General features: G+C 45.9%; 8 protein-coding genes. 5 read left to right on the top strand and 3 right to left on the bottom strand.

Annotated elements, in window-relative coordinates:
- Positions 1-23 precede the first annotated feature (23 nt).
- Complete coding sequence (locus IEY67_RS08975) at positions 24-1,742, bottom strand: RagB/SusD family nutrient uptake outer membrane protein (RefSeq protein WP_183671178.1); 1,719 nt, start codon at positions 1,740-1,742, stop codon at positions 24-26.
- An 18-nt stretch (positions 1,743-1,760) separates the two neighbouring features.
- Positions 1,761-4,757 carry a SusC/RagA family TonB-linked outer membrane protein gene (locus tag IEY67_RS08980; protein ID WP_122355947.1) on the bottom strand — a complete coding sequence of 999 codons (2,997 nt, stop codon included), beginning with the start codon at positions 4,755-4,757 and terminating at the stop codon, positions 1,761-1,763.
- Between the two features lie 605 nt (positions 4,758-5,362).
- On the opposite strand from IEY67_RS08980, the gene IEY67_RS08985 reads away from it, so the two are divergent.
- From IEY67_RS08985 to IEY67_RS09005, 5 genes are all read left to right on the top strand, one after another.
- On the top strand, positions 5,363-6,130 hold the full coding sequence (locus tag IEY67_RS08985; RefSeq protein ID WP_183671177.1) for a glycerophosphodiester phosphodiesterase family protein: 768 nt from the start codon (positions 5,363-5,365) through the stop codon (positions 6,128-6,130).
- A 117-nt stretch (positions 6,131-6,247) separates the two neighbouring features.
- A complete protein-coding gene (locus IEY67_RS08990; RefSeq protein WP_122376184.1) occupies positions 6,248-8,167 on the top strand; it encodes a beta-N-acetylhexosaminidase in 1,920 nt (639 codons plus the stop codon).
- Between the two features lie 128 nt (positions 8,168-8,295).
- Positions 8,296-9,582, top strand: a complete 1,287-nt coding sequence (locus tag IEY67_RS08995; protein ID WP_122355987.1) for a putative porin — start codon at positions 8,296-8,298, stop codon at positions 9,580-9,582.
- Positions 9,583-9,742: 160 nt separating this feature from the next.
- Positions 9,743-10,561: a phosphate ABC transporter substrate-binding protein gene (locus IEY67_RS09000; RefSeq protein ID WP_122355933.1), complete on the top strand. Its 819-nt coding sequence runs from the start codon at positions 9,743-9,745 to the stop codon at positions 10,559-10,561.
- Between the two features lie 154 nt (positions 10,562-10,715).
- A complete protein-coding gene (locus tag IEY67_RS09005; protein ID WP_122355931.1) occupies positions 10,716-11,783 on the top strand; it encodes an NAD(P)H-dependent flavin oxidoreductase in 1,068 nt (355 codons plus the stop codon).
- A gap of 205 nt (positions 11,784-11,988) precedes the next feature.
- Here the strand turns inward: IEY67_RS09005 and IEY67_RS09010 are convergent, their stop codons facing one another.
- On the bottom strand, positions 11,989-13,437 hold the full coding sequence (locus IEY67_RS09010; protein ID WP_122355929.1) for a DUF3868 domain-containing protein: 1,449 nt from the start codon (positions 13,435-13,437) through the stop codon (positions 11,989-11,991).
- Between the last annotated feature and the right edge of the window lie 8 nt (positions 13,438-13,445).

The raw sequence follows: 13,445 nt of genomic DNA on the forward strand, positions 1-13,445 counted from the left end.
TTCATAGTTGTTTCATCAGATGATTACCAGCCTTTTGTCGTTTGCTTTAACAGTGGGTTGGCGTCCAGTTGGCGCTTAGGGATCGGGAAGATCGTGTATTCTTTATCCGACGGATCGACATCTTTATCCCACCAGGCATTACCGAAACGTCCCCAACGGATCAGGTCCGAACGGCGGCGGCGTTCGCCGATAAACTCGCGTCCCCATTCGTCGACAAACTCCTGGTCGGTCAGCAGGGCCGGATTTTGTACATAGCTGTATTTACCCCATTCGTCTGCCGGATAGTTTCTGACACGGATAAAATCGAGCAGTTCGGCAGCCTTAGCTTTGTTGCCGCTTCTGTAATTGATCTCTGCCAGCATATAATAGATTTCTGTCAGACGGATCTCCGGTGCGGATTGGCACATATATAGTCCGTCGCCTTCCTGCAGATACGGGAACTTATTGAAACGTACGCCTGAATTTTCTTCTCCTGTCGTTACGCGCGAACCTTTTTCTTTAGCCGTGCTGAGACCTTCGGAGAAACGGCCGACCTGATCTACGTAGATCAACGGTTCACCTTTGTATTCTTCTGTTCCTTTTACTGTCTCGTCCGTGTAGCCGTATCCTTTTGTATAGTCGAACTTGTATTGGGTTCCGATCATAAAGAAACCTTCGTAATCGCCGTTGGCGCTAGTGATTTGGAACGGTTGTTTACGGTAATCGCAGTCTGCATACTTTTCATACGGGGTTCCCAGTTGGCTGGCGAAACTATACACGTTGCCATCGAAATCCCGTGAAGGTGTCATGTGAATACCATTGTTGCCACCGTCGGGATTACCCAAAGCCTGGCCGGAAGTATAATGCAGGAAAGAATCATGGAAACCGCCGAACTGGTACACATTGCGTTTGTGGGGGAATTCGAACAACAATTCAGGTGACCTGTATCCTTTGATGCCGGAGCGGAACGGATCGCGGTAATCGTTCTGGTTGATATGATATTCCCCGTATTTACCGGCAATGATATCTTCGCAGAATGTTTTACAGTCTGCCGAACGGTCGACATTGAGCCATACCTGCGAATTGAAATAGATACGGGCCAGTAATGCCGCAGCAGGAGCCTGGGTGAAACGACCGACGATATTCTCTTTTTTCAGTTGAGGCAATACATCTTTCAGTTCGCTCTCGATATAGCTGAATACTTCTTCGGGTGTAGCCTGGGCGAGCAGTTCGTCCGGTGCATCCTTTTCCGTGAAGATAGGCACATTCCGGTAGAAGTCGATCAGGAAGATATAGAACCAGGCACGCAAAGTACGTAATTCGCCGATGTAGTTGTTTTTCTCTTCATCCGTGATCCCCATGGCCTGGAAGTCCAGGACATTGAAATCGCGAAGGAGTGAATTGATCTGTTGGATACCCTGGTACGGACCGACCCAGCCTCCATTGATCTGGTTCATATCGTAATTCCATTTATGCTCGTGCAGACGGACCCATTGTCCGTCGTCGTAGCCGTGGCGTCCTTTCTGTGTCCAGACGAAATGGTCGCCGGTAAGTTCCTGCAACTGCCAGCGGTCGCCGTCCCAGCCACACCATTGAGCGTGTTCGTAGGGGCGGAGTACGGTTGCTTCGACAGACGCTTTGTCTGTGAAGTAGTTGTCGCTTGTCAATATATTGAATGGCTCCTCCGTCAGATCCGTACAGGAAGTGAAAGCCATGGTTGTAGCCATCAGGCTGACTGCACAAAGTGATTTTATATTTTTCATGCTGTATATACTTTTAGTTTAGTAACTGATTTGAACTCCGAATGATACGTTGCGGGCTGTCGGATATAAGTCCATACTGCCTCTACCGGCCCATAAGCCAGTGACGTCGACACTTGACGGGTCCATGCCGCCTGAATACTTCGTGATGGTGAACACGTTCTTCATGGTTGCATAAATACGCAGGTTGGAGATCCATTTCGTATTCAGTTTAGGTGTCCATCCCAGCGTGATGTTATCCAGTTTCAGGTAATTACCGTTTTCGAGGAAGTAGTCGCACATGATCTTTTCTCCTTTGATATGGGCATTTTCCTTATAGGCGGATGTCAGCTTGTTAATACCTGTTACTCCTTGCAAACCATAATACATCTGGTATTGATTCAGGATCTGGTAGTCGAAACGTCCGCGGAAGTAAAGGGATAGGTCGAATCCTTTATAAGTAAATGTGTTTCCCCAGGCCATTTCCCATTTGGGCGTACCGTTACCGATATAGGTTCTGTCCGCTTCGCTGGCGTCACGTCCCCGTACGGTTTCTCCTCCTTTGATACCATTTTTGAAAACCATGATATTCCCATCTTCATCGACACCGGCGTAGCGGTATCCGTAGAATGAACCGATTTCAACACCATCCTGCAAACGCTGGCACGGGCCGGGGTTTCCGGGTGAAGGCAGACCGTCGCCTTCCATATAACCCAACTCATATTTCTCGTTAGAGAATGATTTCAGCTTCGATTTGGTATAGGCAAGCGTGGCATTGGTTGAATAGGTGAACTTGTCGTTTTGTACGGCATCCCAGTTTACCTGTAATTCAAAACCTTTGGAATTGGTTGTACCTACATTAGTCATGATCTTTTCGTGCAAATAGGGAGGAACAGGAACCTGATATTCACCGATTACATCTTTCCCTTCGCGGATGAAAAGGTCTAAACTACCGGATAGGCGGGAGTTGAACAAGGTATAATCGATACCCAGGTTGTAGGATATTTGTTTTTCCCAGGACAGGTCTTTGTTAGGATTGTTTCCCGGGCCGTATACCTGAACCCATTTACCTTCACTGTTCGGCATCCATCCGTAACCGGTATATTTTGCCAGGGAGATGTATTTATCGAAGCCCGAGCGTCCAGTCTGTCCGTAAGAGAAACGGAGTTTCAGGTCATTCACGGTCTGAGAATCTTCGAAGAAGGAAAGACGGGAAACACGCCATGCGGCAGAAGCAGCAGGGAAAGCCCCCCATTTATGATCCGTACCGAATTTGGTGTTCCCTTCGTAACGGATAGAACCCGTGAACAGGAAAGTATTATCGAAATCATAGTTGACGCGTCCCAGGAAAGCGATCGTCTTTTCTTTGTTTTTATCGGATTCCATGCCCAGACGTCCGTCGGCCTTGTTGTAGTCGCCGGCTCCCAGGTTGTTGTACAGGAAAGCGTCTGTCGGGAAGTTCATGTTTTCGGCATTGAACTTTTCCCAGTTGAATTCCTGATAGGAGTAACCGCCCATTACTTTCAGGTGGTGCCGATCTATATCCAGCGAATAATTGCCTAACCATTCTAACGTATAGTCCACCCATTTCTCATTTTCCAGGCGGGCACGTCCGTTACGGCTGTTGTTGATCGACTCGCGATGGTCTTTGAAATAATACTCGCGTTGCTTCTTGTCATGTCCCTGGCGGCCGAGTTTTAATTCGGTATTCAGGTTCTTCAGGATGTTGAGTTTGATGTTGAAGTCGGTAGTCAGGTATTCCTGTGTAGCTCCGTTTTCACGTCTTGTCAGGTTGAAGATCGGGTTGTAACTATCGAAGTTATTCCGGAATGCATCCATTTCATCCTTCGAATAGGTCGGGTTCAGTTCGACTGCCTGTTTGAAACTTCCGTAATCGGTGTAATCTTCATCGGCGTAACGATAGGATATGTTTCCTGTCACTTCCAATAAACCTTCTAAAGTGATTTGTTTGAAGCTGGCACGTAAACCATATTCTTTACGGTCTGTTGCAATGTCGAGCCCCTCTTTCGAACGGTAGTTTGCCGAGATACGGAAGATGCTGGATTCGCTACCACCGGAGAGGGCCAGGTTGTGGTTCTGTCCGAAGTTGTTTTTGTTGAGCAACTCGTTGTACCAATTCGTACGGGAACCGTAATCCTTTCCGATATTGTTGGCCACAAACTCTTCCGGACTCAGTATTTCCGGTCGTGCAGCAACGAAATCATGTTCGGCATAACCATCGTATGTGATGGATACTTTACCGGCTTTCCCCTGCTTCGTCTGAACTAGGATAACTCCGTTTGCTCCGCGGGAACCGTAGATGGCAGCGGCGGAACCATCTTTCAATACGGTAATAGATTCGATGTCTTGCTGGGCAAGATTTCGCAGGTCACCGCCCGGCATCCCGTCGATAACGATCAACGGACCGTTTCCGGCTTTCAAAGAAGAGGCTCCGCGTACCTGGATACTCGGACTGGCATTCGGGTCGGCTGCTGCCGTATTGGATACGGATACACCGGCTACTTTACCGTCGATCATCTGTAACGGACTATTGGAAGCTCCTTGCAGGAAGTCTTTACTTTTTACACTTGTCACGGCAGTTGTCAGGTCTTTTTTCACCGTACTACCATAACCGACAACAACTACTTCCTGTAGATTTTCGGTATCTTCTTCCAGTGTAACTTCTATTTTTAACTGGTTGCCTACCGGTATCTCCTGTGATTTGTAACCGATATAAGATATTTGTAGCGTTGCATTCGCAGGTACATTGTTCAGCGTAAAATTTCCGTCGAGGTCCGTAATGCTCCCATTGGTTGTTCCTTTTACTACTACATTGGCTCCGATAACAGCCATCCCTTTTGTATCGGTAATGGTGCCTGTTATTGTTTTGCTTTGCTGGGTAATACTTGTTACCGGTGAATTTTCTGTTGTCGATCGTTTTATATCAGATGCATTTACAGGAAAGGCATAGAATAGAAAACAGAATGCTGACATTTTTGCTATCTCGTTGAAAGAGATGTGATTAAATGTTTTCTTCATAATTGTGAATTAATACTAGTTAGAATTAATAATTTTAATAGGTAAGTGATACGTATCTTATACGTATTGTCTGAACTGTTGTTTTTTCTACGTCATAGGCCTTATTTCTTTAGATTAGAATTAAAGTTGATTTAATACTCGCATTGAAATTCAATCAATAGTTCTTCAGGAACTAATTACTTTATGAATTTGATTGAGAGAGGAGGTAGTCCCTTTATTGGGAAATTTTGCGAATAATGTTCTTGAGAAGGAGGAATAAGTCAAGGTAAAACATCGAATTCTGTGTTTTTATAATAAAATATTAGCTTATTAATTACTTCATCTGATTTTAAAGCCGGGGTATTATGATATTATATTAATTTTTTTATTATTTTTGCCCTGTGTTTTTCTCAATTTGATTTGTTTTCCATAGTTCCTGAAGAACTATGTCCGATATCTTCTATTCCCGTTAAGATAATGTAAGACCATCATTTTTTATACTCGTATTGATTACCGGCAGTTTTAGCCGGAGTTAGAAATCTTCCGCGGATGCTCCCGAATATCGGATAAAATCTGTAAGTTTACATGCTCAATATTTTGTAACGGATTCTAATACAAAAAAGAAGATGAAGAAGAGATCAATGTTAACTATCCTGCTTGCCGTATGTTTATATGGAAGTAATGTTTTTGCCCAGACAAAAGTAATTGCCCATCGGGGATATTGGGATTGTGAAGGTTCTGCCCAGAACTCGATTACGGCTTTAAACAAAGCCCATGAGGTTGGTGCGTATGGTTCTGAATTCGACGTATCTATAACGGCTGACGGTATTCCGGTCGTCAACCACGATGACAGTATTCAGGGTTTTTGTATAGAAACATCTCTCTATGAACAACTGAAAGACCTGAAGTTGAAGAACGGGGAGAGATTACCGACTCTGGAAGAATACCTGATCCAGGGAAAGAAAAATCAGGGAACTCAACTTATCCTCGAGATCAAACCTCATAGAAGAGTAGTCAATGAAGACAAAGCTGTCGCGGCAATTCTTTATCTGGTACAAAAATATCAGATGGAAGACCAGGTAGAATATATTTCTTTCAGTATGAATATTTGTAAGGAGTTGATCCGGCGTGCTCCGGCAGTACAGGTCTCTTATCTGCGCGGAGAGGTTTCTCCGGCCGATTTGAAAATACTCGGATTCTCCGGTTTGGATTATCATTATAAGGTATTTGACAAACATCCTGAATGGATTCAGGAAGCGAAAAACGAAGGTTTGACCATTAATGTCTGGACAGTGGATGATCCGGCTGTTATGGAGTCGATGGTTGCAAAGGGGGTTGATTTTATCACAACAGATAAACCGAAGGAACTGAAAGCTGTTATTGCAAAATTCTGATCCTATATCCAGTTGCTCCGTTATTTCTTTATAGCTCAATTGCGTGTGACGGCTTCTTTTCTGTTTGTCAGGGAAATTACTATCTTCGTGCAGAATTTCTAACATAAACAAAAAATAATGAAAAGAACACTGCTAAGTTTTGCTACAGCCGCTTTGTTGTTTACCTCTACGTCTTGTGCCGACAAGACCTGTGCGACAGCGGACAAAGAACTCGCCTTGATTCCCGTGCCGCAGGAAATGACTGTCGGTTCGGATTGTTTTACACTTACACGCAGAGCTTCAATCACGTTGGATACTTCGAACGAAGATCTGAAGGGTATTGCGCAGTATTTTAATGAAAAGATAGCTCCGGCTACCGGCTTCACTCTCCCTGTAGAGAAACATGGGAAGATCGAATTCAAGCTGACCGACGATGCGGCATTGGGTGATGAAGGATACCACCTGAAAGTGAAACACGGCGATATTATCCTGACTGCCAATAAACCTGCGGGTATCTTCTACGGTGTGCAGACCTTGTTGCAGATGCTTCCGGCTGAGATCAAGAGCACAACCGAACAGCCGACAGATAAGAAATGGACGATCCCCTGTGTCGATATCACGGACAAACCGCAGTTCCCCTGGCGTGGTCTGATGCTCGACGTAAGCCGTCATTGGTTTACTAAAGAGGAAGTGATGAAATATATCGACGAATTGGCAGAATACAAAATGAATGTCTTCCACTGGCATCTGACGGATGACCAGGGATGGCGTCTGGAAATAAAATCTTTGCCGAAACTGACAGAGGTAGGTGCCTGGCGTGCTCCGCGTGTCGGACAGTGGTGGCAGCGCGAACGCCAGCAACCGGGAGAAGAAGCTACTTACGGCGGTTTCTATACCCAGGAAGATGTGAAGGAAGTGTTGGCTTATGCTGCTAAACGGTTTGTTCGCGTTATTCCTGAGATAGATGTACCGGGGCATGGTGTTGCTGCGCTGGTGGCTTATCCGGAACTCGCTTGTATGAAAGCGCCGGATGCAGTGAATGTCGGGAATAAATTTTACGGAGAAGACGAAAACACGCTTTGTATAGGAAAAGAATCTACTTTTGAATTCATGGATAAAGTGCTGACGGAAGTGGCTGCCCTTTTCCCGGATGAATATATCCATATTGGCGGTGACGAATGCTTCAAAGGCTTCTGGCATAAATGTCCCCGTTGTCAGGCTCGTATGAAAGCAGAGAACCTGAAGAATGAAGAAGAATTACAAAGCTATTTCATCCACCGGATGGGAGATATGCTGAAAGAGAAAGGCAAAAAGCTGGTCGGCTGGGATGAAATCCTGGAAGGTGGTCTTGCCCCGGATGCCAATGTAATGAGCTGGCGCGGTATGGAAGGCGGTATCAAGGCAGCCCAGGCGGGACATCATGTGATCATGACACCGACAAACCATTGTTATATCGACCTGTGGCAGGGTGAACCTTCCGTAGAACCGGATACCTATTCCATGTGCCGTCTGAAAGACTCCTATAGTTTCAATCCCGTACCGGAAGGTGTACCTGCCGAAATGGTGCTGGGCGGACAGGGAAATCTGTGGGCTGAATCGGTTCCGACTTTCCGTCATGCTGAATATATGACGTGGCCGCGTGGCTGGGCATTGGCCGAGGTGTTATGGAGCGGACCGGCTAAGAGCGACTGGAACGGATTCTGGCCTCGTGTAGAGAAACATTTCGTACGTGCCGACCAGGCAGACATTAATTACGCCCGTAGTATGTATAATGCAATTGTCAGCCCGTACCTGCAGGACGATGTCTTGAAAGTGGAGCTGGGTAGCGAGATCGACGGAACGGATATTTATTACACATTCGACAATACCGATCCCGACCGCCACACTCCGAAATACTCGGAACCGCTCAGTATTCCAAAGAATGCAACATGGCTCCGTATCGTAACTTACCGCGACGGTAAACCAGTCGGAAAAGTCATTACCCTGACTGTAAAAGAGCTTGCCAAACGTGCCGAAAAGGACAAACGTACCACCCACGGTAACCTGGATGTAAGCTGATCCTGATGGACGAAACGCTTGTAACGTATTTGTAATAAGGATGCAATACATGTGAAATAGCAATGCTGTTTCTTTGCAGCCGGAAACAGCATTGTAATACATTTTTCACTGCACCAACCAACTCAGGAATGAAGATAACAAATGTAATGGCGCTCCTCCTGTTGGCGCTGCTTCCCTTTTTCGCGGAAGCTCAAAACACGGAACAATTAGATGCCCGCATCGATTCGCTTGCGGAAGAAACAGCAACACTGGATAAGATCGTAAAGGGACTGAGTAAGTTCAAAGTCTCTGCTTATATCCAGGGGCAATATCAGTATGGACAGGAAGATGCTACCCTGAAGGTCGGCGATAAGAACGAACACGAAGATAAAGGTTTTAACCGCATCGGCATCCGTCGCGGACGACTGAAGTTTGAATATAACGACGGTATCGGTACCGGAGCCGTACAGATCGAAGCTAACGATAAAGGTGTCAGTTTCCGCGATCTGTATATCGGTATTAAGGATCCCTGGACGAAGCGAAGCCAGCTGATGGCAGGTGTTTTCAACCGTCCTTTCGGTTACGAGATCGGTTATTCGACCAGTGGCCTGGAGTCGCCCGAACGTGCTACGATCATCCAGTATTTTTTCCCGGATGAACGCGACCTGGGGGCCATGTTAACGCTGCGTGCGAAGAAAGAAAGTCCTTTGGGTTTCCTTCGTCTGGACGCCGGATTGTTTGCCGGTAACAGTATCAATCGCGAAACCGACAGCCGTAAAGATTTCATCGGACGTCTGGGAGCCGAGAAAGAAATCGGAAACTGGGGTAAATGGGGAGCCGGTTTCTCTTATTATAATGGCGGTGTTTACAATCCGACAACGGAAGCTTACGAAATGAAGGATAAACGTTTCGTCAAAATAGATAAAGATGAAACGGGTACGTATATGAAGCGTGAATATCTCGGTCTGGATGCGCAGTTGAGTTTTCTGAGTTCATGGGGAACAACAACATTACGCGCTGAAGGCCTGTTGGGTACGCAGCCTGGGATTGCTTCCAGCAGTAAAAGCCCGAATACCGGTACGCGCCCTGAAAACCTGCCGGAGAATGCCTTGTTCAAACGTCCGTTCATCGGCTATTTTTTCTATTTGGTACAGGATATCGGAACTTCCCCGTTCTCAGCCGTATTTAAGTATGATGTATATGATCCGAATACCAAGTTGAAAGGGAATGAGATCGGTTTGGACGGTTCCAATACCTCTAAAACTGACCTGGCACAAAGTACGTTCGGTGTCGGTGCTCTCTATCGTTTTAATAAACATATCCGTGTACAGGCTTACTATGAATTCAATTTCAATGAAAAGAGCGACTTCGTAAAAGGATACGAAAAAGACCGCAAGGACAATGTCCTGACCGTCCGTTTACAGTATAAATTCTAAAACAAGTCGGAATGGGAGCCTGTCCGGGCATAAGCTTCAGTTACAAATAAGGCATGCCTGATTACAGGTTTATTCTTCATAGAAATGTAACACCTGTTTCATGCCGTTGAAATACGCCTGTACTTACTTTGCAGTAAGAAAATTAATTCAATAAAGAGTAATGAAAAAGACGATTCTTTTGGCCGCTATGGCCATCGGTTTATTTACAACAAACGTATTTGCACAGAAGATCAAAGGTAGCGATACCTGTTTACCGGTCAGCCAGACGGAAGCCGAGAACTTTATGAATAAGAATAAAGGAACGAAAGTAACGGTTACAGGTGGCGGTTCGGGTGTCGGTATTTCTGCCCTGATGGAAGGTACGACTGATATCGCCATGTCTTCCCGTAAGATGAAATTCGATGAAAAGGTCCGTCTGCAGGAAGCAAAGAAGAACGCAAAGGAAGTGGTGATTGCCTATGATGCCCTGGCAGTGGTTGTCCATCCGTCCAATAAAGTAGATAACCTGACCCGCGAACAACTGGAAGGTATCTTTACCGGGAAGATCAAGAACTGGAAAGAAGTAGGCGGAGCCGATATGAAGATCGTGGCTTATTCACGTGAAACATCTTCCGGTACCTATGAGTTTTTCAAGGAAAGTGTATTGAAGAACAAGAACTATATGAACGGTATCCTGAGTATGCCCGCTACCGGAGCTATTATCCAGTCGGTGAGCCAGACAAAAGGTGCTATCGGTTACGTCGGACTGGCGTATGTCAATAAGGACGTAAAACCGCTTCATGTCTCTTACGATGCCGGGAAGAATTATGTAGAACCTTCTTTTGCGAATGCAAAGAACAAGACCTATCCGATCGTTCGTCCGTTGTTCTACTATTACGAAGTGAAAAGTGAAGGCCGCGTAAAGCCTTTCATCGATTATGTGTTGTCTGCTGAGGGACAAGAAATTGTGAAGAAAGTGGGTTATATCCCGGTTAAATAGTTTAGTCTTTAAAGGTTTTGCTTTAGTTTTAATCTGAAGGGCCGATGTTATTGCACAAAAAAGATATACCTGTGCAATAATATTGGTCCTTTTTGCACATCATTTGGTTTATTGTGCTACCTTTGCTGCGTATTTATAAACTATATAAACTTACATGAAGACATTAACAATCGGAGATCTCAAACCCCGTTTCCCAATTATCCAGGGTGGGATGGGCGTAGGTATATCTCTATCCGGCTTAGCCTCGGCCGTAGCAAATGAAGGTGGGATTGGCGTTATCTCCGCCGCCGGTCTCGGACTTTTATATAAGAAATTATCTCCCAATTACACTGAAGCTGGCAATTTAGGCCTGGCTGAAGAGATACGTAAAGCCCGTGAAAAGGCCAAAGGTATCATCGGTGTAAACGTGATGGTCGCATTGTCTGACTTCGCTGAACTGGTGAAGACAAGTATCGCTGAAAAGGTCGATATTATCTTCAGTGGTGCAGGTCTGCCTCTCGACTTACCGTCTTTCCTGAAGAAAGACAGCGTAACGAAGCTGGTGCCTATCGTATCGAGTGCACGTGCCGTACGCATCATCTGCGAGAAATGGAAAAACAACTACGACTATCTTCCCGATGCTGTCGTGTTGGAAGGCCCGAAAGCAGGCGGTCACCTTGGTTACAAGGAAAACCAGCTTGAAGACGAACATTTCTCACTGGAAGAGTTACTGCCGCAGGTAGTACACGAAGTTTCTCTCTTTGAAGAGAAATATCACAAGAGTATCCCGGTAATTGCAGCAGGAGGCATTTATACGGGTGAAGATATCAAACGCATGATGGACCTTGGAGCATCAGGCGTTCAATTAGGAACCCGTTTTGTCACCACCACCGAGTGCGACGCTTCTGATGCTTTCAAAGAGAGCTACATCAAAGCGGAAGAGAAAGACATCGAGATCATCAAGAGCCCTGTCGGAATGCCGGGGCGTGCGATCCATTGTAACTTCCTCGAGAAGGTGAAGGCAGGCATCAAGCAACCGAAGGCATGTCCTTTCAACTGCATCAAGACGTGCGATATCTCGAAGAGTCCTTATTGCATCGTTACGGCGTTGTATAATGCTTTCAAAGGAAACTTTGAAAACGGTTATGCTTTTGCCGGAAGTAATGCTTGGAAGACCAGCCGTATCATGTCGGTGAAGGAAACGATCAATGAACTGATCAGCGAGTGGAAGTCGAAAGAATGATTTTTATCTACTTATATGAATACAAAACCCCGGTAGGCATAATGCTTATCGGGGTTTTATTATTATTATTCAGGATGTTGCCCTGTCTTAGTAGTGTTACCGTATGTAGCATGCTAGTGCTGCTGTATGTAGGTAAGTAGTGTTACTATGTGTACGTTAATAGTGCTACTAAGCATGACTTACCTATCCTGTCGGCAAGCAGTGATTATTGCTCATCCAACCATTTGCTTAATCCTTCCTTATTCTGTACTGCGGCTGCAACACCAGCATTAGCTGCTTTGCTGAAATACTCGAGCGCTTTCTGATACTCTTTCTTTTTTGCATAGGCAACACCGAGGTTGTTCCATGCTTCCGGCGTGTTGATCTTCTGCAGACGTTCGATGCCGGCGTCGGTAGCTCCGCGTTCTATTTCGAGAGCAGCCGTGTTCTGTTGTGCAACCGGATCGGTCGGGTAGAGACGTACGGCAATATCGAATACTTCTTTGAATTCAGCACTTTCCTTCGGATAGGTGTTGGCTACCACGAACATTTCGTTCAGGCTCAGATACTGAGGTTTCGTTTTGATTACCTGTTTGGCTTCGTTTACATCGAACGGGCGGGCAATATAAGCCAGTGTATAGTCGATACGACGCAGGGCAGGATAATAATCGTCCAGCAACATGCGATATGTCTTACCACCGTTCAGCGCTTTTAGTTGTGCTTTACGTTTGTTGATATCGGAGATTTCCAGCACTTTGAGGATTTCATCGCGATTGGACAGGTTGGATGCTTTGACTGCGTTGCGCAGGCCGATCCAGTCTTCACCTTCCCAATTGACTTTCATCAGTGAAGCAGCCATATCTTCCTTATCCTTCATATAAGTGGCAAAAGCTTTGGCACGGCTTTCCGACAATTTCATATTATACTCGTAACCACCTTCAGGAGATGCATAACCGGTGATGTTGAACTCGGTGAACTTCAGGTTCTTGTCATTACGTACTTCATTCACGATCTTGTTGACGTCTTTCAGTTCGGCAGCGTTATTCTTGAAGTCATGTAACAGGACAGACTTGCCTACTTCGAAGTTCAGATAAGCCGAATGGGTTTCGCTACGTTGTTTTACCGGTTCTGCCGGAGGAGTTACATAGCTTAGTTCGTAAGTCGGTGCAACCACGGGCGGCAATATACGTGACGACAGCGGAGTGATGTTGCTGGCTACATCACATGAGGCACATCCGGTCGTATTCGCCTGCATCACCAGTGAGGCGTTACGCATCCAGCTCTCGTACGGCACGGAGAGGGTCATCGGAATAGACTCTGCCTGGTTTTTCTTGTGACGGAAGATGACGGTCGGTGTCTGTGCGAACGGTTCGGCACCGAAGCCCATTTCGCGGTCGAGCGCTTTCATACGTTTCTTGCCGGTTACGACGAACGGATCGAACTTGATCGTATTTGCCTTGTCGGCCGATTGAAGAACCGGAGTGATGATAACCATGTTCTGCGATTTCAGGTTCATGTTGGTGAGGTTGGCGGTTGTCGATAATACAACCTGGCTACCCTCTTTTTTTACTTGTAGGTCGCTGTATGCTATACCGTCGGGGCTAACAGTCTGTGCCTGCATGCTCCCATAGGCGGAGCATAATAAAACGGTTGCTATATAGAATAACTTCTTCATTTTGCTTG

Source organism: Parabacteroides faecis (genome assembly GCF_014647375.1).
GTDB lineage: Bacteria > Bacteroidota > Bacteroidia > Bacteroidales > Tannerellaceae > Parabacteroides > Parabacteroides faecis.